This window comes from Streptomyces roseoviridis (assembly GCF_039535235.1).
Taxonomy (GTDB): Bacteria; Actinomycetota; Actinomycetes; order Streptomycetales; family Streptomycetaceae; genus Streptomyces; species Streptomyces roseoviridis.
The window spans coordinates 930,473-954,405 of the sequence record NZ_BAAAWU010000001.1 but is presented as its reverse complement, the minus strand read 5'-3'; the positions used below and the strand labels follow the sequence as shown (position 1 = coordinate 954,405).

The window sequence follows — 23,933 nt, the reverse complement described above, 5'->3', positions numbered from 1 at the left end:
TCATGCGCGTTCGGCCGGGGAAACCCCAGGTCAGACGGGCACCGGGACGTGGCGCAGCTTGGTAGCGCACTTGACTGGGGGTCAAGGGGTCGCAGGTTCAAATCCTGTCGTCCCGACTCGAAAGAGTCGCAGGTCAGGGGCCGTTTCAGAGAGATCTGAAACGGCCCCTGACTCGTTTATGGGGACCACTTGGGGACCAACCCGCCTTGACCGCGTCAGCGGGCCACAACGATCGGGCTCGGCAGGGACCGGGGTGCGGGGAGCACGCTGAGGTGGGCGGTCAGTGCGGCGCCTAGTAGTGCTTCGTTAGGTTCTCAGTCTGGTTCTGTTGCGGGGCAGGCGTCGGCCGCAGGTGGTGCAGGTGCCGGTCCAGCACTGCAGCAGGTCCTGGAGGGTGTCGAGGATCTGATAGAGGGTCAGGCCGGCGTGTGAGCTTTTGGGTCGAGCCGCCGCAGGGTGAGGAGGGCCTGGGCGGCGGTGACGAGAGTGACGTGGTGGTGCCAGCCGCGCCAGGTGCGGCCCTCGAAGTGATCCAGGCCCAGGCCGTGCTTGAGCTCGCGGTAGTCGTGCTCGATCCGCCAGCGCATCTTCGCCCACCGGACCAGGTCGGTGATCGGGGTGGTGGCGGGCAGGTTGGTCATCCAATAGCCGGTCGGCCCGTCGGTGTCTTCGGGCTGCTCGACCAGCAGGGTCCGCAGAGGCAGAACACCGTCCCAGCTGCTGCGGCCTCCGGCTTGTTCCTGGGCGGTGCGGCAGGCTTCTTTGCCCGACGGCCGGACCTCGATCACGGCAAAACGCGAGGTCATCCGTCCCTTGCTGCCCTGCCGCCAGACGACTTCTTCGAACGAGGTGTCCGATGTGATGAACGAGGTCAGGGGCCGGGCCGGCTCGCGATAGCGGGGCAGCGTGGGCGGCCCCAGACCGCCGTAGGCCGGCTGGAACGGCTCAGCCGCGACCGGACGGGCGATCTCCTTCGGGTCGACCGCCATCACATAGGACCAGCCGCGTTCCTCCAGCTCCAGCCGGAAGGACACGCTGCGGCCGTAACCGGCGTCCGCCACGATCACCGGCACCACCAGACCCTGCGCGGCCAGTCGGTCCAGCAGCCCCAGAGCCAACCGACCCTTGGAGACATACCGAACCTCGTCAGGGACCCCGGCCCGTCGGCGCCGCCGGTCATCGTCGGCCCATTCCTCGGGCAGGAAAAGCTCCCACTCCAGCGGGCACGACGCGGTGTCGGTGGCCGCGTGGACGCTGACCGCGACCTGGCAGTTCGCCCGCTTGCCCAGCGCTCCGCAGTACTGCCGGGCCACCCCCACCGAAGCAGTGCCGCACTTGGGGAACGACACGTCGTCGATCACCCACACCTCAGGCGCGATTACCTCGCTCAGCCGTTCGGCGATCCGGCGCCGCACCGGCAGTGGATCCCACGGCGACTGGTTCAGGAACTGTTGCAGGGCCTGCATGTTCCCGTCCGGCAGCCGTTCGGCCATCGGCTGGATCGACTTCCGCCGGCCGTCCAGCATCAGACCCCGCAGATAACACCCGCCCCACCGCCGCTGATCCCGCCGCGGGAGCGAGGCGAACACATCGGCAACGAACCCCGCTAACTCGCCCCGGAGCCGTTCCACCTCCCCAAGCCTCATAGCCGACAGATGCCCACCACCAGGCGAGATCACTCGACGTAACGAAGCACTACTAGTACTGCAACGGTTTTTGCCCTGATGGTTGGGCAGTTTCCGGTGGTGTGTGGCCGCGATGTTTGTAGTGGCTGGTGCGGGCTTGGTGCTGTCGTCGGCGTCGCCAGGTCGACCAGTGCAGGACGTGGTCGACCGAGACCGGCCGGCGGTGGGTGAGCCGGTGGATCAGCCGTCTGAACTCGGGAAGGCTGAGGGGGACGAGGCCGGAGGATCCGTTTCTGCTTTCCCGGCGTCGAGCTCGCGGGCCCGCAGGATCGTGAGGCAGGCGTGGGCGGCCATGGCCAGGGTCATGTGGCGGTGCCAGCCGGGGTAACGGCGGACCTGGTAGTCGTCCAGGCCGCACTCCTGCTTCGCGCTCTGGAAGCACTCCTCAACGGCCCACCGGCTGCCCGCGACGTGAATGAGCTGGTCCAGTGTGGTGCCGGCGGGGCAGTAGGCGATGTAGTAGCAGATCTCCTCGGGCCGGCTCACGCTGCGGCGGGCGATCACCCAGTGGCGGCGGTCCTCGCGGTGCCAGGGCCGGACCTCCACTCTCGCCCAGTCGAAGACCCGTGGCCCGTGGGCTCCGTTCCCGCAGGACCGGCGCTTCCACTTCTGCCGGGGCAGGTCGTGGACGGGGTGGTCGATCGCCCAGCGGGTGACGACGGTGTCGTGCCGGGTGGTGGCCATGACATGGAAGACGTCCGCTCGTTCCAGCTCACTCCGCCAGCTTTTCGAGTAGCCGTAGCCGGCGTCCGCGGTGACCCAGCCGAGCGGGATCTTTTCCTCGATCGCCCGGCGGACCATCGCCCTGGCCATCGCCACCTTGGTCTCGAAGGCGACCGTGTCGTCGATGCCGGCCCGTCGGCAGCGTTCGCGGTCGTCGGTCCAGGATGCCGGCCGCAACGGTGCTTCACGAGCCGGCCCCCGCCCTCGAGCGGGCGGACCACCTCGATGTCCTCGTCGTCACTGCACATTGGACACATGGCCAGGGCCATGGCTACCCCGCTTTGTCAGTGCCGGAGCGCCAGCTTCGAGCCGTGGCACATACTGGCCATGAGCTGCGTTCTCGCATTTAGTCATGCACGCGGCACGCGATTCCCAGCACGCCGACGGATCTCGGCTTGACTGTCCTGGACGGAAACGTCGTGCCTCAACGCCCCGGTGCTCGAATCGTGCGACGAGGTGTCGACGCGTAGCGTCTGGCCTCCACAGGGACACGTAGGCGGTGGAGCCGAAATCGACGCAGTACTCGGAACAGGTCAGTCGGTCAGCTGGCGCACACGGTTGTCGTCTGTCACCTCGTACAAGTCGTTACGCAGAAGCTGGCGACCGTGGGCACGAACCGTTCCGGGTTTGGTGGAGACTCGATCATTTGCGGGGATCGAGGCCCAACCAACTGGGACGGTTCAATCTGACGTCTCTACTGAATCTGGAACGGTTCACTTCGTGTGTCCGGGAGTGTGATGGCCGCGGGCCCTGAGCCGGGGCTGGTTCGCCGCGGCACCGGTGGCGGGTGGTGCGGGGGAGCGGAGCCTGTGGAGGAGGCGGGGGATGTGGTCGCAGCCATGCCGGCCGGGACTGGTGGGCAGCGGTTCGTACAGCCGTGGTGAGGGGTGGTTGATGGTCGAAGCGGGGTGTCCCACCCGGCCAGGCCGGTAGCCCGACACCACCATCAACGGCCTGAGGGCCAGGTCCATTGACCTGGCCCTCAGGCCGATTCGGTTGGTCAACCGGATCCGGCTACCCCACTCACCAGGTGGGTTTCCTACTCCCCGCTCCTCGATGTGCTCTCGGGGTACGCCGCCTTCAACAGGTCCGCCAGGCGCCGGATTTCTGCAGGGTCCTCCGTCCCGGTAACGGTGATCCTCTGGGATCCCAGGCGAATGTCGACACCTTCCGTGGTACCACGGGATCCGCACCATCGTCTGACCGCCTCGATCGCCGACGGCAGGGCGAGCGTGCTGCTCACCACCAGTGTCAGAACGTCGAGGGCGTCCCCGAGCGTGTCTTCCTTCGGTGCCTCCGAGATCCACCGGGCCCGACCGACGCCGCGCAGTTCGGCGTCCCGGGCGAGGAAGGTCCGGAGTCCGTCCGGAACCTTCGCACCGGTCTCCGTGACGATGCGGAGTTGGACTTCGGTCATGACTGCCCCCATCTGTTGACCATGAGTTCCATGTGGTCTCCGTCCCGCCCGACTTGTCGTGACGGCACGGGCCAGCCCCGCTGCTGGCAACTGGCCCGCACATGACGGAAAAGTACATCCGCGGTGATTACCGGCGGACCGCCCTGGATTCCGTCGGTCAGTGAGCGGATGATCTCGCCGGAAAAACTGGTGAAGTGGTCGCCGCGTGGAGCGCGTGACGCGTTGGTGGCGTCGGAGGACGTCATAACGTACGTGCCCTCGATCCGTGAGGCACTGCTTAGGCCTGCGGACAGGGTGTCGAGCGCCGCCCCGCTGTAGCAACTGTCGAGAACCAGCAGCCGCGAGCCGACCGGGGAGTCCGCCACCTGCTCGCGGATCCGGTCGAACTCCATAGCGGTCCATGCTTTGTGCTGGTTCGAGTCGACCAGACCGAGCAAGAGGCGTCCGTTCCGGGGATCGGTCCAGCCATGCCCCGCGTAGTAGATGAACAGCCCGCCGGAAAGAGGATCGGCGGCGTCCATGGCGAGGTCGATCTCCTCGTGCACCTGTGCCGCCGACTTGGGATTCTCCACGATGTACACGTTGCCCTGCGGGATCCCGAGCCCCGTCAACGCCACCTCGGTGAGCGCCGACAGATTGTTCTTGATGGAGGGTACGGAGGGCAGGTGCGTGTAGTCGGACACACCGATCAGCACCGCGGCTCCGGTCCTCCACCGCTCTAGAGGGCCCAATTGCCGTATCTCCGCCGCAGCGGTACGCCCTTCCGCGAAGGCCGGTGCCGGGTCCTGAGGCGTCATCCCTTCGAGGAACTTGACGATGTGTCGACGGGTGTCGCTTCGTGGCTCGGCGCGACCAGTGATCCATGCGCTGACTGCGGCTCTGGTTATGCCCAGTTCCGTAGCCAGCTCTGATTGAGTCAGACCGGCCCGTCGCAACTGCCTGGCCAGCCAAGTGCCGAAGGGGTCGTTTGGTTCCGTTGACGGGCGGGGTGGAGGAACCGAGACGTCGCGCCTGGACGCCCGCGGCGGGGGCGCGGGTGCTATGCGCCTGGACGCTGGCGGTGGCGGCGGGGGAGTGCTGAATCTGGACACCGGCGGCGTGGCGGTGTGCTCAACCGCCCTGACAGTGGCGTCTTCCTCGGTGCTCTCGCGCTGTGCTCGGTCCAGGAGACCGAGCCACTCCGCCTCGTTCAGCTCTTCGCCCGCCCATGCCTTCCATACGGTAACCACGGCGAGCGCCTCGCGCGTACGGTTTCGTGGGGGAACGCGGCAGTCGGAATACCGGGGAGGCGCCCAGTCGCGTATGCGGTGCGCCTTGAGGTCCCGTGCGCCGGGCAGGCTTCGGGCCACGGCCTCGAAGACCAGAGAGTCGACGCCGACCAGTTCGCCGTGATCGCGCCGAGCGCGTTCTGCCCGTTCCCGGAGTCCCCGCAATTCCGTGTACAGGTCAGCCCGTGCCGACACCCTCCACCCCCGTACCCTCGTGGCGTCCTGATCTTCATTCTGCCACCGGGCGCGGACCTGCCCACGCAGCCCGTCGGCCGGGTCAATTGGGGCCGACGGTCGATTGGCCACACCTGCGTCCAGCCTGCTGTCGATTGGCCACACCTGCGTCCAGCCTGCTGCTGGCGTCCAAATCGGCAACGCGGCTGTCTACCGCTACCTACTTGGTCGTCGGCATCGTCAAGGCATTCCCCATCCTTCACCACGCCTCAACCAGATTCTGGGAAGAGCTCGGTGTGCACGGATCGCCAGCGTGGATTGCGGAGCTTCTTCAGCAGATCGGCGCAGTGGTTGGGCCATCATGATGCCTGAGGGCTGCCACGGCAGGGCACGAGAGGCGAGGAGCGTTCCGACGGTCTCTGGTTCCAACCGACCCGACCGCGAGACGCCTTTTCATAAGCAGCCCCCCTCGCCGTGCGTCACGCGCCTTCGCCGGATGCTGGGGGCAAGGTCGCAGGTTCAAATCCTGTCCTCCCCACTGTGCGGAAACTGCAGGTCGGAGGCCGTTCTCTCATCCATGCGAGAGTGGCCTTCGTGCGTCTGGAGGCGTGGTGGTTGCGGTGTGGCCGCACGCGAGGGCCGGGGCTCGTACGCCGTGGTGCTGATGGCGGATGGTGCGGGGGAGCGCGGCTTGCGGAGGGCTTCGTGGAGGCGGTGGATGTGGTGGCGGGATGGTCGCGGCCATGCGGGTCGGCCCGTACGGCTGGCTGTCTGCCCGGCTCGACTGAGTACGGGAAAGGCGGTCATGAGAGGGTGATCCCCGCGTGGTCCCACTGCTCGAGCAGCACCTCTGCGGGCAGTGCGCTGCCGTCGGGAGCCAGGCGCAGGACCGGCATGTCGTCGGAGGCGCATGCGAGCAGTTGCTCAGCGATTAGGTGGGGAACGAGTAGGGCTGTGGTGCCGGCCTTTCGGTTGAAGGCCACCTGGTAGGTGGCGATGACCGCGGCTTCCCACAAGGTCAGGGGGTCACGTTCCGGCTCGCTGTGATGGGTCCGGACGAGGGCGGGCGCCTTCACCGCCACCAGCTGCCATGCCGTACTGGCAGGGCGGCCGGCCTCTTCGCGTGCCTGGCGGATCCAGTCGGCGGTGAACCGGCTGAAGGCGGCGTGGGCCTCGGGCTTCCCTTTACGGCGACGCCCGAAGGCGTCGCTGACGACGGTGTAGACCGCGAAGTCCTGATCTTCCAGGCGGCGCCATGACCAGATGGCTCGCTGACTCCACTCGTACCACGCTCGCCGGAAGGTCTTCTCCGCCTCCGCTCCCAACCCGGCAAAGCCGGGATCTGTGGAGAACTGCGGCTTGGGCAGGACACGTACGGCAGCCGCCTCCAGCAGGCGGATCGGCTGCACGAGGGCCGCGAAGGCCCGACGTTCCTCATCGAGGACCGTGGCGAGGCGACTCTGCAGACCATCGGCCCAGGGGGCGAGGAAGGGGTACTCGGACACGGCCTCGTTGCTCCGTGTCAGGTAGGAGTGCAGCCGCCGCCAGTGCTCGTGACGTCGGGAGCGGAAGTTGCGGGCGCGCTCGTATCGCTCCCATTCCTCGTCGCGCCCGGCCTCGTCGTCTTCCTCCTCCTCGTCGCCGGATTCGGTGGCGCGGGGCGGGTACTCGCCGGCGGCGAGGGCGATGGCGGCGTCACGCTCGGCCTCGAGGTCCTCCTCGTCCTTGGACTCCCGATCGAGCCAGATGGCGAGCGAGTCCACCTCGCTCACAGCGGCGCCGAGCGGCAGGATGAGGCTGTCTGTGGGCAGAGGCCACCGACAGCTCGCGCAGAGCCGTTCCACAGCTTCGCCGAATGGGACGTCGATCTGGTCCACAGAGGCGGCTGACCGCAGCGTGCGGCACTCGGGGCTTCCGTGGAGCTTGCCCTTGCCTGTTGCCGAGACGTGGCAGGCAATGAGTATGTCCCGGGTCGGTCCCAGCGGAACCTCAGGCGTGAAGAGGGAACCGAGCATGACGTGGCGAAGCTCATCGGGAGTCGAGGGCATGTCGGCAGGCTATGCGCAGGCACTGACAGTCCGCTGGTCAATCCGCCCTATCCACCCTGCAGTGACCAGAGATGCCAGAGGGTGCCTCGCCGCCAGGGCGGTGATCCTGGGGACCAGTTGGGGACCACACGCTACGCGCGGTGGTGCACGATGCATGCTTCCACACACAACTCGTGCCCGGATTAAGTCCTCTATATCCGGAAAATCCCCTTGACCCTCACTCCTGGGGGTCAAGGGGTCGCAGGTTCAAATCCTGTCGTCCCGACCACGCGGAAACGCGGGTCGGAGGCCGTTCTCTCATCCATGAGAGGGCGGCCTTTCGTGCGTTCGGGGGAGTGGTGGTCGCGCTGTGGCGGCGGCCACGGGGCGGTCCGTACGGGGTGGTCGCGGTAGCGGGCCGTCGTCGTCGGCTTCAGCACCAGCGGCTTCGCCGCCAGCCGCATCTCCGTGTAGGCGGCAGCAGTCTTGGTGCGGGTCCGCGTCGCATCCGCCGGCCTGACCCTCGTGGAACCGCCGCAGTGCCTCTTCGGCTGCCTCCCGGCTGGTGGAGCCGTTCCGGCGCACCGTCGACCGAGGGTGGTCCGCGGCGGGGGCGTCGGGGGCGAAGCCCCAGGTCCTGTGGGGGCGGTCGGTGAGCAGGTGAGACAGCGGGCACCGATCCGGTGACGGCGGTGTCGGGGTCATGGATCCCGGCGGCCGCCGGGTGGGGCCGGCCGGCTCTCGGAGGGCTCGGGCGGGGACCCGGCCGGCGGACCCGGCGAGGGTTCGCCCGCCGCGAGGTGCTCCAGGACCTCCGCCAGTTCCTCGCAGGCGTGGCGCACCGAACGGCGGGTCGCCCGCTGCTCGGTGATGACCGAGGCGAGGAGCAGGGCGGTCAGGGCGGCGGAACCGTTGAACGTCTGGAGCTTGACCATGATCTCGACGTCCGACAGCTGGAAGAACGAGCCCTGGTCGGAAGTCGCCACGAAGGTGGCGAATACGGACGCGAAGAGCGCGCACAGCACGCTTCCGGCGAGCTGGAAGCGGAGCGCCGCCCAGACCAGCAGGGGGAAGACGAGGAAGAGCAGGCCCATCGGGCTGAGCACGGCCACGGGGACGAGAACCAGGGTCGTCAGCCCCAGAAAGGCCGCCTCCTTCCAGCGCCGTGCCCGGAACCGCCCGGCCGGCCCCGCGAGGACGAGCAGGAGCGGAGCGACGAGCAGAACCCCCATCGTGTCGCCCGCCCACCAGGCCAGCCACACGGCCCAGAACTCGCTCCTGTCCAGGGACCCTGTCACCACCTGTAGTCCGACCCCCGCGGTCGCGCTGATCAGCATGGCGCTGAAGCCCCCGAGGAAGATCAGTGACAGTCCGTCCCGCAGCCGCGCCATGTCGAGCCGGAAGCCGACCCGTCTCAGCAGCAGGAAGGCGCAGAGCGGCGCGACGGTGTTGCTCACCACGGTGACCGTCGTGGTGGGCCCAGGGGTGGTGAGGGAGGCGATGACGAGGAAGGAGCCGAGGGCGATCCCGGGCCAGACCCGCGCGCCGAACAGCAGCAGGGCGGCGACGGCGACGCCGGTGGGCGGCCAGATGGGGGTGGCCACCACGCCGTCGACGACGAGGCGGCCCAGCAGGCCGAGCCGTCCGGCCGAGTAGTAGCAGATCGCCACGGCCAGCGAAATCAGCGCCGCCTCGATGAAGGGCCGGAATTGCCGAATAACGAACACGCCAGCCATGAGACACCGGCCGGGCCGCCACGACCGGGCAAGGACCCCTGCGTGTCGGGCGCCGCCGTACGGCACGAGTCCGGGACCGGCCGGAGGAGTCAGGACCGGCCCGAGGTCTGGCCCGAACCGGGGCGGACAAAACCGGGCCGCGTGGAACCTGGACGGGCGGGACCGGGGCGGGCCGAACCGGGGCGGGCCCCCTTCACCCCTCGGCCGTCGACCGGGCGGGACCGCCGTCATGGCCGACGACCAGGACGGCTGCGTCGTCCTCGTGCCCCACCGTGGCCGCCAGCTTCATGACGGCGGTGGCGAGCGCGTCGACGTCCAGCCCGGCGACGGCGGTGATCCCGGCGAGCCTCGTCACCCGGTCCAGACCCTCGTCGACGTGGAGCGAGGGCCCCTCCACCACCCCGTCGGTCAGGAGGACGAAGACACCGTCGGCGGTGAGCCGGTGGCGCGTGGCCGGGTAGTCGACGTCGCGGAGCACACCGAGCGGAGGCCCGCCCTCGCTGTCGTCGATGCCGGAGCGGCCGTCGCTGGTGGCCCAGATGTGGGGGATGTGACCGGCCCGGGCGCACTCCAGGGTGCCGGCAGCGGGGTCGAGCCGCAGGAAGGTGCAGGTGGCGAAGAGGTCGGCGCCCAGAGAGATCAACAGGTCGTTGGTGCGGCCGAGCAGCTCTCCCGGGTCTCCGCTGACGGAGGCCAGCGCGCGAAGCGCCACGCGGACCTGACCCATGAAGGCGGCAGCCTCGATGTTGTGCCCCTGGACGTCACCGATGGACATGCCGATCTGCCCGCCGGGCAGGGCGAAGGCGTCGTACCAGTCACCGCCGACATTGAGCCCGTGGTTGGCGGGCTCGTAGCGGACGGCGAGCCGGGCGCCCGGAAAACTGGGCAGGTCCGAGGGCAGCATGCCGCGCTGCAGGGCCACGGCGAGCTCGACACGGGAACGCTGGGTCTCGGCCAGCTCCCGAGCCTTGGCGGTCAGCGACCCGAGCCGGACCAGAAGATCCTCGCTGTTGTCGGCCGGCCGTCTGCGGAACATCGATCACTCCGACGTCACGACAATCCTCGTATCACTCCGTCCCGTCTCCAGCACGCGGGACCCCCGGGGACCACCTCGGTACGAACAGGTCCTTCCCCACTCTGCCCGGAGGGCACGACGCCCGCATCTCATCGACCCCACACCCCGGCCCGAAGGCGCCACCAGGAGACCGGGGCCGCCCAACACGGGCGCCCGGCGGCGGGACCCCCGCAAGGCCGGGGCTTCGCGCCCCGGCGCAGCTTGCCGTGCCCGCGACGCCCCGAGGAAGTGGCCGGCCGCGTACTGGGCGTGCCGGCCCTCATCACGCCTGCGCGGCTGAGGGGCACCGCCCGCACGCCCTTGTGCACGCCACCGTCCTCCGTGTCGAGGTGCCGGACACCAGGGTCACCGCGCCGGCGTGACGCCCTTCACCGCACGTGCGAAGGCGAGCGTGGTCGGGGAGGCGTGGGAGCGGTGCCAGATCAGTCCCAGTTCGGACGGGGGCAGGCCGTCGACCGGGACGAAGGCGATGGAGCTGCGTCGCCCGTGGTAGTCGGCCGTGGAGCGGCACAGCAGCATCGCGCCCCGGTCCGCCGCCGTCAGGCTCAGACCCTCCTGGAGGGTGTTGACGACCGGGCCCGCCGGGATCGGCCGCAGTTGCGGGGTGCGGTCCGGGGCCTGCGCCAGGCGCCAGTACGCGGGCGCCGGACCGGGCGCCCCTCCCGCGCCCACGCCGATGAGCCGGCAGTCGGCCAGCTCCTCCGCCGACAGCGACTCCCGGGCCGCGAACGGGTGCCGGACGGAGACGGCGAGGGTCTGCGGCTGCCGGGAGAAGACCGGTCCGAGCACCAGGTCCTCCTCCCGTACCGGCAGGAGGACCACCGCGCAGTCCACCTCCTGGCGGCGCACCGGTCCGAACGGGTCCGACAGCGGTATCTCCGTCAGCTCCAGGACGCACCCCGGGCACTCCTCCTCGAACAGCGCCATCGCCTGGGCGAGGTAGTCGTCGACGGTGCCCTGGAAGCCGACCCGCAGCACCCCGCCCACCTCCGCCCGGGCGGCGGCCCGCGCCTCGTCCAGGGTGGCCCGCAGTCCCTCGTACGCCGGCCGCAGGCTGCCGACGAACGACTCCCCGAGCGGGGTCAGCCGCACCCGGCGGCTGGTGCGCTCGACCAGCGGGGCGCCGATCCGCCCCTCCAGGGCGCGCAGCAGCTGGCTCACCCTGCTCTGAGAGACGTACAGTCGCTCGCCCGCCCTGCCGAAGTGCAGCTCCTCGGCGAGGACGAGGAACGCCTCCAGCTCGCGGATCTCGATACCGCCCACGGACTCCCGGCCTCCTCCACCTGATCAAGTAATCCCGCTCATAGAAGGATGAGGGATTGGCCGTTGTTCCCCAACGCCCCTGCCGGTTGGCTGGTTGTATGGCACAGACAGAGGAAATCGCAGGCAAGGCGCCCGGAGAGGGGCAGTCCGTACGACGCGGGGGCTGGCCCGCCGTCGCCGCGGTCGCCGGGGCGACGTTCACGGTGGTCACGTCCGAGATGCTGCCGGTGGGGCTGCTCACCCCCATCGGCGACGCGCTCCATGTGAGCGAGGGGACCGCCGGGCTCACCCTCACCATCACGGGGCTGGTCGGCGCGGTCTCCGCGCCGCTGCTGACCCCGCTGCTCGGCAAGCTCGACCGCCGGGTGCTGCTGTGCTCCCTGATGGCGGTGCTCGCGCTGGGCAACCTGCTCGCGGCGTGGGCCCCCGGCTTCGGCGTGATGGTGGTCGCCCGCGTCCTCGTCGGCATCGGCATGGGCGTGGTCTGGGCGGTCGCCGCCGGTCTCGCCGTACGGCTCGTGTCCGGCACCGCCGTCGGCCCGGCCACCTCGCTCATCTTCAGCGGCATCGCGGTGGCCTCGGTGCTGGGCGTCCCGGCCGGCACGTACATCGGCGAACTCGCCGACTGGCGGACGGCGTTCGTCGTCATCGCCGCCCTGGCCGTGGTCGTCCTGATCGCACTCGCGGCCCTGCTGCCGCCGCTCCCGGCCGAGCAGGACATCCGGCTCGGTGGCGTGCTGAAGCTGTTCGGCAACCCGCGGGTGGCGACCGGGCTCGCCGTGGTGGCGTTCCTGGTCACCGGGCACTTCGCCGCCTACACCTACGTACGGCCCGCGCTGGAGGAGATCTCCGGGGTCAGCCCCACGATGATCGGCACCCTGCTCCTCGTCTACGGCGTCGCCGGCGTCCTCGGGAACTTCGCGGCCGGCGCCGGGGCGGGCCGCTCCCCGCGCGGCACGCTCCTGGTGATCGCCGTCGTCCTGGCGGCCACGGTGGGGCTGCTGCCGCTGCTCGGCGGCTCGGTGCTGACGGCCGGCGTGATGCTCGCGGTGTGGGGCATCTCGTACGGCGGCGTGTCGGTGAGCACCCAGACCTGGCTGCTGGCCGCCGCGCCGCAGGCCCGCGAGGCGGCGTCCTCGCTCTTCGTGGGTGTCTTCAACGGGGCGATCGCGCTGGGCGCCCTGGTCGGCGGTCTCACCGCGGACGGCGCCGGGATCGAGGCCGTGATGTGGCTGGGCGGCGGCCTGGCGCTCGCCGCCCTGCTGGTGGCCGCCCTGGGCCGGGCCCCGGAGAGCGGTCGGCTCGGCTAGGCCGACGGGCGGCGCCGCTCGGCCCTGTCGGCCCTGTCGGCCCTGTCGGGCCTGTCGGGCCTGGAACGGTCCGCCCGGGCCGAGCCGCTCGGGCACTTCCGGCCCGGGACGGTCCGCCGGACCAGGTCGACTCGGGCCTGTCGACTCGGGCCTGTCGGCCCGGGACGGTCCGCCGGGCCCGGTCGACTCGGGCCCCCGGACCCGCCCCGGTCCGCCGCCGGGCCGCCCGGGCGGCCCGGCCTCGAACCCCCCGGGGCGCGTCACCCCCGTACGCGTCCCGGGGGCTCCTCCACCGACGTCAGGAAGTCCTGGATCAACGCCGCCCAGGCGGCCGGCTCCTCGGCCGCGATGGCGTGACCGCAGTCCAGGGTCGCCAGCCGGGCGCCGGGGATGCCGTCCGCGAGTTCCCGGGAGTGAAGGGGAGTGATGAGCAGGTCCCGCAGCGGGGAGACCACCAGGGTCGGCACCGCGATCCGGGCCAGGTCCGGCCGTACGTCGATGTGCTCGAACAGCGCGAGTTGGGCGTCGGTGCCGGGCGGCAGTCCGCCGGCGAAGAGGGTGAGCTGCTCCTCGATCTCGTCCGCGGTGCGCTCGTCGAGCCACTCCGGTCCGCCCACCATCAGGGAGAGATAGGCGGCCAGTTCGCGGCTCTCCGGAAGGTGCCTGCCGAGCGCGCGCCAGGTGCCCACGGCGAGCCGGAGACGCGGATTCGGATGGGCGAAGCCGGCCGAGAGAATGAGCGCGGTAACCCGTTCGGGATGGCGGACCGCGGTCCGTACGGCGACCGAGCAGCCCATCGAGAACCCGGAAATCGCGAAAGTCTCGGCGCCGTGCCGCACGGCGCTTTCCACAATGTGGTCGGACAGCTCGTCAAGACTGAGCGGCCGGCCCGGAAGTGAGGTGTTTCCGGACCCCGGATAATCCGGGCCGATGACCGTCCGGTATTCCGCCAGGTCGTCGATCAGCGGGCCGTAACTGTCCTGCACATCACTGCCCGCACCGTGCGCGAGCAGCAGAGCGGGGCCGGATCCCCGCAGTAGAGGGGCATTCATGGAAGGGATTGGCGAGGTCATGTCCAGATACTAGCCAGGGGCGCCCCGGAATTCCCCGGGATATCTCGCGGATTTCTGCTTATTCCACACGCGGACTACTTGAACGGGTGGTGTGCGGCTACTCAATCGAGTAGTGGTGACGCAGATCCGGGGGCACGTAGGATCACGAGCATCGGGCAGCAACACTTCCGTGGCCCTAAAGACCGAAGGAAAACCGATGCTCGCATTACGTCAGTTCCCGCTGTCTGCATATCAGCGTGACATCTGGGCTGCCGAATCCGCCGTCTCTTCTCCCGACCCGCAGTTCAACGTCGTCCTGCAGGAGCGTCTCACCGGGCAGGTGGACGCGGCGGCGCTCACCGCGTCCCTGGACCATGTCCTGCGGCACACCGACGCCTTCGCGCTGCGCTTCGACGACCACGACGGAGTGCCCCACCAGTGGTGCGCCGCCGAGGAGTCCGGTCCCTGGGCCACGTACGTGGACCACTCCGGCGCGGCAGCCCCCGCTGCGGCCTGCGCGGAGTGGCAGGAACGCTCCTTCAACAGGCCCTTCACGCTGCGCCGTTCGCGTCTGTTCACGGCGGCGGTGCTCCGCGAGAGCGCCACGGTGGTGCATCTGCACCTCAACGCCCACCACCTGCTCGCCGACGCCTACGCGCTGAACGAGGTCAGCCGCCGCGTCTGGGCCGAGTACGCCCGCCGGACCGGCGCCGAGACCGCCGCCGCTGCCGTCGAGACCGACACCGCAGCCGGCTCGGTCACCACGCTCCTGGAGGCCGCGGCCGCCTACGAAGGCTCGCCCGCCCAGGAGCGGGACCGCGCCCACCACCGTGAGGCCCTGGCCGGGGTCGAGCCCGCCCTGTTCACCGCCGCCCCGGCCCCCGCCGACGGCCACCGCCGCCGCGCCCGGCACAGCTTCACCCTCGAGGCCGACCTGGTGCGCCGGATCCGCCAGGGCGGCAGCTCCCCCTTCGCCTTCCTCACCGCCGCCTTCGCCGCCTACCTCGCCCGGATCCACCGCAGCGACGAGGCCGTGGTCGGCGTGCCCTTCCTCAACCGGCGCGGCGCGGCCGAGCTTTCGGCGGTCGGCCAGGTCGCCAACAGCCTGCCGGTCCGGGTCCCGGTGGCCGCCGACGCCACCCTCCACCAGCTCGCCGCGCAGGTCCGCACCACCACCGACGCCCTGCGCCCGCACGAGCGCCTCGCCCTCGGCGACCTGCTGCGCGAGCTGCCCGCCGGCCCGGCCGGAAACCGCCGACTGTTCGACGTCACCGTCTCCTACCTGCGCTTCCCCCGCCCCGCCGCGCTGCCCGGCCTCGCGCGGGAGATCACCGTCAAGGCGCCCGTGCACGCCCAGGACGCCCTCTCCGTGATGGTCCACGCCTTCGAGGACGACGCCGACATCCGCGTCGACCTCGACGGCTCCCTCGACGTCTTCGACGAGGACTTCCCCCTCGCCTCGGTGGCCGGCCACCTGCTCTCCCTCGTCCGGGCCGGCGCCGAGCGGCCCGAGCGGGCCGCCGTCACGCTGCCCCTCCTCGACCAGGCCGAGTACAAGAACCTCACCCAGGCGTGGCAGGGAGAGGACGTCCCGTATGCCGACGGGCGGACCGTCCACGGGCTCATCGCCGAACAGGCCGCCCGCACCCCCGGCCGGACCGCCGTCGCCGCCACCGCGGGAGCCGAGCCGCTCAGCTACGCCGAGCTCGACGCCCGCGCCAACCAGGTGGCCCGCGCCCTCGCCGCGCGGGGCGTGGGGACCGGTGACCGGGTGGCAGTGCTCATGGACCGCTCGCCGCTCCTGATCGTGGCCCTGCTCGGCGTCCTCAAGGCCGGCGGCGCGTACGTTCCCGTGGACCCCGGCTACCCGGCCGAACGGATCCGGTTCCTCCTGGAGGACAGCCGCGCGGCGGTGGTCCTCACCGGCGGCGACACGGTCCCGGCCGGTCCAGGGGCACCGGCGTCCACCGGTCCGGGGGCACCAGCGGCCACCGGAGCCGAGGCGCCCGGCGCCACCGTGCCCGTGCTGCCCGTGGAGACCCTGCTCACCGGGCCCGACGACCCCTTCGACTCGCCGGCCGGCCCGCACGACCTCGCGTACGTCATCTACACCTCCGGCTCCACCGGCCGTCCCAAGGGGGTCATGGTCGAGCACCACTCGGTGATCAACCGGCTGGCCTGGATGCAGAAGCGCTACCCGGTCGGCGCCGAGGACGTCGTCCTCCAGAAGACGCCCATCTCCTTCGACGTCTCCGTCTGGGAGCTGTTCTGGTGGGCCGTCGAGGGCGCCGGTCTCGCCCTGCTGCCCGTGGGCGGCCAGAAGGACCCCCGGCAGATCCTGGACACCATCGCCGAACAGCGGGTCACCACCCTGCACTTCGTCCCCTCGATGCTCGGCCCCTTCCTCGACCTCCTGGAGATCTCCCCCGAGCTGCGCGCGCGGGCCGAGTCCCTGCGGACCGTGTTCTGCAGCGGCGAGGCCCTGCCGCCCGCCCGCGTCGAGCAGTTCCACCGCGTCTTCGACGGCCCCGGCGCCCCGCTCCTGGTCAACCTCTACGGACCCACCGAGGCCACCGTCGACGTGTCGTACCACGACTGCGTCGCCGAACCCGGCAAGCCCGTGCGCCGCGTCCCGATCGGCCGGCCCGTCGACAACACGCGGCTGTACGTCCTCGACGCGTACGGCGGTCTCCAGCCGGCCGGTGTCCCCGGCGAACTGTGCATCGGCGGCGTCCAGGTGGCCCGCGGCTATCTGGACCGGCCCGAGCTGACCGCCGAGAAGTTCGTGGAGGACCCCTTCACGCCCGGTGGCAGGCTCTACCGCACCGGCGACCTGGCACGCTGGCTGGCCGACGGCACCCTGGAGTACCTCGGCCGGATCGACGGCCAGGTGAAGATCCGCGGCAACCGGGTGGAGCTCGGCGAGGTGCAGAACCGGCTCGCCTCCCTGCCCGGCGTGCGCGACGCCCTGGTCGTCGACCACACCACCCCCGCCCGGGGCACCGTCCTCGCGGCCTACTACGTCGCGGACACCGCTCTCTCCGCAACCGCCCTGCGCACCGAACTCGCCGCGCAACTGCCGGAGTTCATGGTCCCGGCGCACTTCACGCGGATCGAGCGGATCCCGCTCACGCCCAACGGCAAGGCCGACCGCCGCGCCCTGCCCGCCCCCACCGCCGGCGGCGCGTCGGGCCCCGCGGGCGAGCCGCCGCGCCGTCCGGTCGAGGCGGAACTCATACGGATCTGGTCGGAGGTCCTGGAGGTCGAGAACATCGGCGTCCACGACGACTACTACGCCCTCGGCGGCGACTCGATCACCGTCCTGCGCATCCACGCCCTCGCCGAGAAGGCCGGCATACGCTTCTCCGTGACCGACCTGATGCGGCACCCGACCGTCGCCGGGCTCGCCGCGCACGCCACCGCCGACGCCACCACCGGGCCCCACCCGCAGGAGGCGCCGCTGGAGCCGTTCGCGCTCGTGTCCCAGGTGGACCGGGCCCGGCTCGAAGGCCGCGCCGACGCCTACCCGCTCACCCGCCTCCAGCTCGGCCTGCTCTACCACAGCCGGGCCGAGGAGAACTCGGCCGTCTACCACGACGTCTTCCGGTACTCCCTGGTCCTGCCCTGGGACGAGGACCGCTTCCGGGCCGCCTTCGACGCGCTCGTCGCCCGCCACCCCGTCCTGCGGTCCTCCTTCGACCTCGGCACCTTCTCCGAGCCGCTCCAGATCATCGACCGCGAGGCGCCCGACGCCCTGGACGTCGCCGACCTGCGGGGCCGTCCCGAGGACGAGGCCCGCGCCGAGATCCTGGCCCATGTTGAGGAACGCCGGCACCACCGCTACGTGTTCGAGCGGGCGCCGCTCTACTTCCTGCGGGCGCACGTCCTGGACGAGAGCGTGGAACTGGTCCTCAGCTTCCACCACGCCATCCTCGACGGCGGCAGCGTGGCCACCCTGCTCACCGAAGTGCTCCAGGACTATCTGCACGCCCTCGGCCACCCGGTGGACGCGGTCGACGGCGCCGGCCCGCTGCCGTCCGCCGCGCACCACGTGGTGGCGGAGCGCCGAGCCCTGGACTCCGCCGACACCCGCCGCTTCTGGCAGGAGTACCTGGCCGAGGCCCCGCTGGTCTCGCTGGAGGCGTTCCGTCCGCACGAGGCGCCCGGCCACGACGGCCAGATCACCAAGGTCGTCGACCTCGACCGGGAGCTCGGCGAGGCCGCCCGGGCGCTCGCCGCCGAGCGGTCCCTGCCGGTGAAGTCGGTTCTCTTCGCCGCGCACGTCCTGACCCTGCGGCTCTTCTCCGGCACCGAGGACGTCACCACCGGCCTGGTCACCCACGGCCGGCCGGAGCTGGCCGGGGCGGAACGCACCACCGGCCTCTTCCTCAACACCGCGCCGGTCCGCCTCGACACCTCGGCCGCCCGCGACTGGGCGGAGGTGGCCGTCGAGGCCTTCCGCCAGGAGCGGCTCGCCCACCCGCACCGGCGCTACCCGCTCAGCGCGATCCAGGAGGACCGGGGCTCCACCGTCCTGGAGACCGCGTTCAACTACATCCACTTCCGGCAGCTCGCCGAGGTCCTCGCCCTGCCCGGTGTCCGGCTCCAGGAGTTCGTCACCTGGGAGGAGACCAACTTCCAGCTGCTGGTCAACGCCATGACCGACCCGGTGGACCGCTCGGTGCGGCTGCGGATGGACTTCCACGGGCAGACCTTCACCGAGGCCCAGGCCACCCTGTACGCGGAGGCGTTCACCGCGATCCTGGAGCGGATCGTCTCCCACCCGGACGAGGCCCCCGACCTGTCCTTCCTCGCCCCGGCCCCGGCGGTCACGGACACGTCCACGCCCCCGGCGGGCACGGACACGTCCGCGCCCCCTACGGCCACCGCCACGGCGGCCACCCCGCCGGACGTCGTGCGCGCCCTGGCCGAGCAGACCGCCCGCACCCCCGGGGCCGTCGCCCTCGCCTTCGGCGAGCGGGAGTGGACGTACGCCGAACTTGACCGCGTCTCCGCCCGAGTGGCCCGCACCCTGGTCGGCCTCGGTGCCCGGCCCGGCGCCCGCGTCGGCATCGCCATGGACCGCTCTCCGGAGACCGTCGCCGTCATCACCGGCGTCCTGCGGGCCGGCGCCGCGGCCGTGCCGCTCGACGTGAGCTACCCGGCGGAGCGGCTGACCTCGATGGTCGAGCAGGCCGAACCCCTCCGGGTGATCGCCCACCGCCGGCACGCCGCCGTCTTCCAGGGGATCGCCCCCGTCCTGCCGGTCGAGGAGATCCTCGACGCGCCCCGCGCGGGCGCCGCCGAGGACGGACCGGAGCTGCCCGCGATCGACCCGGCCGGCACCGCGTACATCCTCTTCACCTCCGGCTCCACCGGCGCCCCCAAGGGCGTCGCCATGCCGCACCGCTCCCTGGCCCAGCTGGTGGCCTGGCAGAACAGCATCCCGAGCGGGGTCGTGGGCGGCCGGACCGCCCAGTTCGCCCCGCTCAGCTTCGACGTCTCCTTCCAGGAGATCTTCTCCACGCTGTGCGGCGGCGGCACGCTGGTGGTGCTGACCGAGGAGCAGCGCCGTGACATGCCGCAGCTGCTGCGGCTCCTCGACCGTGAGCGGGTCGAGCGGATCTGTCTGCCGTACGTCGCCCTCCAGCAGTTCGCCGAGGCCGCCGACGCGCTGGACCTGGTGCCGCGCGCCCTCAAGGCCCTGCTCTCCTCCGGCGAGCAGCTGCGGGTGACGGACGAGATCCGCCGGCTGTGCGCCGCGCTGCCGGGCGTGGTCCTGGAGAACCAGTACGGCCCCACCGAGTCGCACGTGGTGACGGCGTACGCGATGACGGGCGACCCGGCCGCCTTCCCGGCCCTGCCGCCGATCGGCACCCCGATCATCGGCTCCCGGGTGTACGTGCTCGACTCCGCGCTGCGGCCCGTGGCCCCGGGCACCAAGGGCGAGTTGTACCTGGCCGGAACGTGTCTGGCCGACGGTTACCTCGGCCGGCCGGAGCTGACGGAGGAACGTTTCCTCCCCGACCCGTTCGTCCCCGCCGCTGCCACCGGCTCCCCGGCCGCCCGTATGTACCGCACCGGCGACCTGGGCATCGTGCTCCCCGACGGCGCCATCGTCTGCCTGGGCCGGGCCGACTCGCAGGTCAAGGTGCGCGGCTACCGGGTGGAGCCGGCCGAGGTGGAGCTGGCCATCACCCGCTTCGCCGCCGGGCACCCCGGGCTCGCGGAGGCCGCCGTGGTCGCCCGCCGCCGCGACGGCGGCGACTCCTTCCTCGCCGCGTTCCTGGTGGGCGAGGAGGACCGGGTCGACGAGAACCTGCTGCGCAAGCAGCTGCGCACGGTCCTGCCCGAGTACCTGATGCCCTCCCACTTCGAGTGGATCGACGCCCTGCCCCTGACCCCCAGCGGCAAGCGGGACGACGGCGCGCTGCGCCGCCGGCCGCTGACCACGGCCGGCCCGGCGGAGGGCGGCGGCGCCGAGCCGCGCGACGCGTACGAGCGCACCCTCACCGAGATCCTCGCCGAGCTGCTCCAACTGCCGTCCGTCGGCGTCCACGACAACCTCTTCGCCCTGGGCGGCACCTCGCTCACGGCGATGCGGCTCGTCGTCCTGATCGAGCAGCGCTTCGGCATCAACGTGCCGCTGTCGGAGTTCGTCTCGGCACCGACCGCGGCCGAGCTCGCGGTCCGGCTGCGGGACGGCGGAGCCCGTACCGCCTTCGACCCGCTGGTGCCCATCCGGACCGGCGGCAACCGGCGGCCGGTCTTCTTCGTCCACCCGATGGGCGGCAACGTCCTCTGCTACGTGCGCTTCGCCTCGTACCTCCGCGAGGACCAGCCGTTCTACGCCCTCCAGGCGGCCGGCGCCGATCCGGGCACCGAGCCCCTGCGGAGCGTCGAGGAGATCGCCGCGAGCTACGTCGAGGCGATCCGGCGGGTGCAGCCGTCCGGGCCGTACGTGATCGGCGGCTGGTCGTTCGGCGGCTTCGTGGCCTTCGAGATGGCCCGCCAGCTGCGGGCCGCGGGCGAGGAGATCGCCCGGCTGGTGCTCCTGGACACCACCGCCCTCAACCCGGGCCGCCGGCTCAACACCGGCGACGAGGCCCTGCTCGGCTGGTTCTTCTGGGAGCTGCTGTGGCTGCGGCGCGGCGGCGACTCGCCGCTGGAGCTGATCCCGGCCGAACTGACCACGCTGGACGAGAAGTTCGACTTCATCGCCCAGCTCGCCATCGACGAGGGGGTCCTCCCGGCGGGCAGCACCGGCGCCGTGGTGCGGCGGCTGTTCCACGTGTACGAGGCCAACTGGAAGGCGGCGTTCGCCTACCGGCCGGACCCGGTCGACCAGGACATGGTCCTCATCCACGCCTCGGAGCCGCTGCCCGAGGTCCTGAACTCCATGCACACCGCCATCGAGTCGATGCACCGCGACCCGTCCAACGGCTGGCGCGAGCGCACCACCGGCGACCTGGCCGTCGTGGACGTGCCCGGCGACCACCTGACCCTCATGGAGGAGCCCCACGTGGCCACCACCGTCCGGGTCGTCAGCGATCTCATCGAGCAGTGAGGACGACGAGGATGAGCACCGAGTCGAGGACGAGCACGAAGAAGAACGGCCGCCGGCCCAAGGCCCTGGTCATCGGCGCGGGCATCGGCGGGCTCACGGCCGCCGTCGCCCTGCGCGAGGCCGGTCTGGACGTCGAGATCCACGAGCGGGCGGGCCGACTGCGCGCGGCCGGCTCGGGCCTGTCGGTCATGAGCAACGCGGTCGGCGCCCTGCGGTCCCTGGGGGTCGGCATCGACCTGGAGTCCCGGGGCACCACCCTGGATTCGTACCACGTCAGGACCGCCCGGGGGCGGCTGATCCGGGAGTTCCCCTTCCCCGAGATCATCGAACGGCTCGGCGTGCCGAGCGTCCTGATCACCCGGTCGGACCTCCAGCAGGCCCTCCTGGAGGCGGCCGAGGGCATCCCCCTCACCCTCGGCTCCGCCGCCTCCGCCTTCGAGACCGACCCCACGGGCGGGGTCCGGGTCACCTTCGAGGACGGGCGGGTGGAGCACGGGGACCTGCTGATCGGCGCGGACGGCTTCCACTCGGTGGTCCGCCGGCAGCTGGCCGGCCCGGAGCCCTCGCAGGACAGCGGCTACATCTGCTGGCTGGCGGTCGTACCGTACGCCCACCCCCGGTTCGCCCCCGGCTCGGTCGTCCACTACTGGGGCAGCGGCCGCCGCTTCGGCCTGGTCGACGTGGGCGGCGGGCGGCTCTACTGGTGGGGCACGAAGAACATGCCCGCCGAGCGCTCGCACGACTGGAAGGGCACCAAGGAGGAGATCCTTGGCACCTACGCCGGCTGGGCCGACGAGGTGGTGCACGCCATCGAGGTCACCCCGGAGGAGTCCGTGATCGCGGTGCCCTCCCGGGACCGGCCCTTCCTGGAGCGCTGGGGCAGCGGCCCGGTCACCCTGCTCGGCGACGCCGCCCACCCGATGCTCACCAGCCTCGGCCAGGGCTCGGGCATGGCGATCGAGGACGCCGTCGTCCTCGGCCGGGCCCTGCGCGGAGCCGAGGACCTGCCGCGAGCGCTGCGCCGGTACGAGGACGAGCGCCGCGAGCGGACCCGCGCCCTGGTCGCCGCCTCGCGCGGCATCAGCGACTTCGAGCAGTCGGAAGGACTGCGCCGGCCGGTCCGGGACGCGTACTTCCGCTTCATGCCACGCGCCAAGCTGGTACGCACCCTGGAGGGCTCGTTGACCTTCACCCCGCCCTCGTTCCGGACGGCCCCGGCCACGGGAGCCGCCGCATGAGCGCCGCCGACCTGATCAGCGGGCGTGGGGCGCTCGCCCCGCGCGGGAAGTCGGTCCTGGTCACCGGCGCCTCCTCCGGCCTCGGCCGGGTCTGCGCCGAGCGCCTGGCCGCGTCCGGCTTCCGCGTCTTCGCCGCCGTACGCAAGGAGGCGGACGGCGCGGCGCTCGCCTCGGCCGGCGAGGCGGGCCGCATCGTCCCGGTCCGCCTCGACGTCACCGAGGACAAGACGATCGCCGCCGCGGCCGAGGAGATCGCCGAGACGGTGGGCGACGCGGGGCTGTGGGGGCTGGTGAACAACGCCGGCATCTGCGTCTCGGCCCCCCTGGAATGCGTCTCGCCCGACCAGCTCCGGCGCCAGCTCGACACCAACGTGGTCGGCCAGCTCGCCGTCACCCAGGCCCTGCTGCCGCTGCTCCGGCGCAGCCGGGGCCGGGTGGTGAACGTGACCTCCGGGCTCGGCAGCGTGGCCATCCCCTTCCTCGGCGCCTACGCCTCGGCGCAGTTCGCCAAGGAAGCGCTCACCGACGTCCTGCGGCGGGAGCTGCGCCCGCTGGGGGTGGACGTGAGCGTGGTGCAGCCGGGGGCGATCATGACGCCGATCTGGGGGAAGGTCTCCGAGGTGGCCCGGGACGCCATGGACGGCGTGCCGGAGCACATCGCGGAGCTGTACCGGATCCCGTTCGGCCGCTTCCTCGCGGCGAACGAGCAGCAGGCGCGGGAGAGCCGGACCACCCCGGAGGACTTCGCCCGCACCGTCGGGCAGGCCCTCACCGCCCGCCGGCCCCGGACCCGCTACCGGGTCGGCCAGGACGCCCGCCGGGTGAGCGTGCTGGCCCGGGTCCTGCCGGACAGCGCCCTGGACCGGTACCTGCGCCCGATCACCGAGTGAGGGGGAGGCCACGGTGGCCGAGCGCGCCGGTGAGCACGCGGACCGGTGGGCCGAGCGCGCCGGTGAGCACGCGGACCGGTGGGCCGAGCGCGCCGGTGAGCACCCGGACCGGTCGTCCGATCGCGCCGGTGGGCCGCACCGCCCGGCGCGCGAATGAGCCGGTGAACCGCCCGAACCGGTCGGCCACGTCGGCCGCCTGACCGGGAAAACCGGTGGACTGCGGCCCACCGATCGCATGAAAACAGCCATTCCCCACCGCCCTCCCCGTCCGAACGGACGGCGGATTCACGCCACCGAGGCGACCACGGACCGGCGGCGGGCGGAGAGCCACCCCCTGCTCTCCGCCCGCCGCCCCGGGGTGTCGGACTCCCGAGCGACCTTGATTCCCAAGGGCTCGCCGCCGTTTCGCCGTCACTCCGCGCGCGCCGCCGCCCTCCAGCCGGCGGCGCCCGGGGTGACGGACATCGCGCCGCGTCGTCACTGTCCGAGTCTCCTGTGGCTCCGGCGA

The 23,933-nt window shown here is 71.7% G+C and carries 13 protein-coding genes, 1 tRNA gene and 2 pseudogenes; 5 read left to right on the top strand and 11 right to left on the bottom strand.

What is annotated here, in order from left to right:
- Window positions 1-42 precede the first annotated feature (42 nt).
- Window positions 43-116 (top strand) — tRNA-Pro (locus ABD954_RS04110).
- 300 nt (window positions 117-416) lie between these two features.
- Here ABD954_RS04110 and ABD954_RS04105 read toward each other — a convergent pair.
- The 9 genes and pseudogenes from ABD954_RS04105 to ABD954_RS04065 all read right to left on the bottom strand — a co-directional run bounded on the left by ABD954_RS04105 (window position 417) and on the right by ABD954_RS04065 (window position 11,368).
- Window positions 417-1,646, bottom strand: coding sequence for an IS701 family transposase (locus tag ABD954_RS04105; RefSeq protein WP_345484368.1), 1,230 nt, complete (start codon window positions 1,644-1,646; stop codon window positions 417-419).
- Between the two features lie 219 nt (window positions 1,647-1,865).
- Window positions 1,866-2,579, bottom strand: a pseudogene (locus ABD954_RS04100) (IS701 family transposase); the annotation flags it as partial.
- A gap of 868 nt (window positions 2,580-3,447) precedes the next feature.
- Window positions 3,448-3,825: an effector-associated constant component EACC1 gene (locus tag ABD954_RS04095; protein WP_345484367.1), complete on the bottom strand. Its 378-nt coding sequence runs from the start codon at window positions 3,823-3,825 to the stop codon at window positions 3,448-3,450.
- The gene (locus ABD954_RS04090) at window positions 3,822-4,520 is read right to left on the bottom strand and encodes a caspase family protein (RefSeq protein ID WP_345491952.1); all 699 of its coding nucleotides are present in this window, start codon (window positions 4,518-4,520) and stop codon (window positions 3,822-3,824) included. Before ABD954_RS04090 ends, ABD954_RS04095 begins: the two co-directional genes overlap by 4 nt.
- Before the next feature lie 144 nt (window positions 4,521-4,664).
- Window positions 4,665-4,916 (bottom strand): annotated as a pseudogene (locus ABD954_RS33550) (helix-turn-helix transcriptional regulator); the annotation flags it as partial.
- Window positions 4,917-6,070: 1,154 nt separating this feature from the next.
- Window positions 6,071-7,315, bottom strand: coding sequence for a hypothetical protein (locus tag ABD954_RS04080; protein ID WP_345484366.1), 1,245 nt, complete (start codon window positions 7,313-7,315; stop codon window positions 6,071-6,073).
- Between the two features lie 680 nt (window positions 7,316-7,995).
- The gene (locus tag ABD954_RS04075; protein WP_382746007.1) at window positions 7,996-9,030 is read right to left on the bottom strand and encodes an MASE1 domain-containing protein; all 1,035 of its coding nucleotides are present in this window, start codon (window positions 9,028-9,030) and stop codon (window positions 7,996-7,998) included.
- Window positions 9,031-9,223: 193 nt separating this feature from the next.
- Window positions 9,224-10,066: a PP2C family protein-serine/threonine phosphatase gene (locus ABD954_RS04070; RefSeq protein ID WP_345484364.1), complete on the bottom strand. Its 843-nt coding sequence runs from the start codon at window positions 10,064-10,066 to the stop codon at window positions 9,224-9,226.
- Between the two features lie 384 nt (window positions 10,067-10,450).
- Complete coding sequence (locus ABD954_RS04065) at window positions 10,451-11,368, bottom strand: LysR family transcriptional regulator (protein WP_345484363.1); 918 nt, start codon at window positions 11,366-11,368, stop codon at window positions 10,451-10,453.
- 98 nt (window positions 11,369-11,466) lie between these two features.
- On the opposite strand from ABD954_RS04065, the gene ABD954_RS04060 reads away from it, so the two are divergent.
- Window positions 11,467-12,678, top strand: a complete 1,212-nt coding sequence (locus tag ABD954_RS04060) for an MFS transporter (RefSeq protein ID WP_345484361.1) — start codon at window positions 11,467-11,469, stop codon at window positions 12,676-12,678.
- A gap of 260 nt (window positions 12,679-12,938) precedes the next feature.
- Here ABD954_RS04060 and ABD954_RS04055 read toward each other — a convergent pair whose 3' ends face one another.
- Entirely contained in the window at window positions 12,939-13,730 is a 792-nt protein-coding gene (locus ABD954_RS04055; RefSeq protein ID WP_345484360.1) for an alpha/beta fold hydrolase, read from the bottom strand.
- 217 nt (window positions 13,731-13,947) lie between these two features.
- On the opposite strand from ABD954_RS04055, the gene ABD954_RS04050 reads away from it, so the two are divergent.
- Genes ABD954_RS04050 through ABD954_RS04040 form a run of 3 tightly spaced genes read left to right on the top strand, consistent with a single transcriptional unit; the run spans window position 13,948 to window position 23,425 of the window.
- Window positions 13,948-21,297, top strand: coding sequence for an amino acid adenylation domain-containing protein (locus tag ABD954_RS04050; protein WP_345484359.1), 7,350 nt, complete (start codon window positions 13,948-13,950; stop codon window positions 21,295-21,297).
- An 11-nt stretch (window positions 21,298-21,308) separates the two neighbouring features.
- Window positions 21,309-22,535, top strand: coding sequence for an FAD-dependent monooxygenase (locus ABD954_RS04045; RefSeq protein WP_345484358.1), 1,227 nt, complete (start codon window positions 21,309-21,311; stop codon window positions 22,533-22,535).
- Window positions 22,532-23,425 (top strand): SDR family NAD(P)-dependent oxidoreductase, encoded by an 894-nt coding sequence (locus tag ABD954_RS04040; RefSeq protein ID WP_345484357.1) that lies wholly within the window; start codon window positions 22,532-22,534, stop codon window positions 23,423-23,425. The genes ABD954_RS04045 and ABD954_RS04040 overlap by 4 nt, the downstream gene beginning before the upstream one ends.
- Here ABD954_RS04040 and ABD954_RS04035 read toward each other — a convergent pair.
- Window positions 23,415-23,714 carry a hypothetical protein gene (locus ABD954_RS04035; RefSeq protein ID WP_345484356.1) on the bottom strand — a complete coding sequence of 100 codons (300 nt, stop codon included), beginning with the start codon at window positions 23,712-23,714 and terminating at the stop codon, window positions 23,415-23,417. The two genes, ABD954_RS04040 and ABD954_RS04035, sit on opposite strands and share 11 nt — an antisense overlap.
- Between the last annotated feature and the right edge of the window lie 219 nt (window positions 23,715-23,933).

Excerpts from the sequence above, each read along its gene's own strand:
- ABD954_RS04060 (WP_345484361.1), top strand. The coding sequence starts at position 11,467 with ATGGCACAGACAGAGGAAATCGCAGGCAAGGCGCCCGGAGAGGGGCAG.
- ABD954_RS04055 (WP_345484360.1), bottom strand. The coding sequence starts at position 13,730 with ATGAATGCCCCTCTACTGCGGGGATCCGGCCCCGCTCTGCTGCTCGCG.
- ABD954_RS04040 (WP_345484357.1), top strand. The coding sequence starts at position 22,532 with ATGAGCGCCGCCGACCTGATCAGCGGGCGTGGGGCGCTCGCCCCGCGC.
- ABD954_RS04105 (WP_345484368.1), bottom strand. The coding sequence starts at position 1,646 with ATGAGGCTTGGGGAGGTGGAACGGCTCCGGGGCGAGTTAGCGGGGTTC.
- ABD954_RS04070 (WP_345484364.1), bottom strand. The coding sequence starts at position 10,066 with ATGTTCCGCAGACGGCCGGCCGACAACAGCGAGGATCTTCTGGTCCGG.
- ABD954_RS04045 (WP_345484358.1), top strand. The coding sequence starts at position 21,309 with ATGAGCACCGAGTCGAGGACGAGCACGAAGAAGAACGGCCGCCGGCCC.
- ABD954_RS04095 (WP_345484367.1), bottom strand. The coding sequence starts at position 3,825 with ATGACCGAAGTCCAACTCCGCATCGTCACGGAGACCGGTGCGAAGGTT.
- ABD954_RS04080 (WP_345484366.1), bottom strand. The coding sequence starts at position 7,315 with ATGCCCTCGACTCCCGATGAGCTTCGCCACGTCATGCTCGGTTCCCTC.
- ABD954_RS04050 (WP_345484359.1), top strand. The coding sequence starts at position 13,948 with ATGCTCGCATTACGTCAGTTCCCGCTGTCTGCATATCAGCGTGACATC.
- ABD954_RS04075 (WP_382746007.1), bottom strand. The coding sequence starts at position 9,030 with ATGGCTGGCGTGTTCGTTATTCGGCAATTCCGGCCCTTCATCGAGGCG.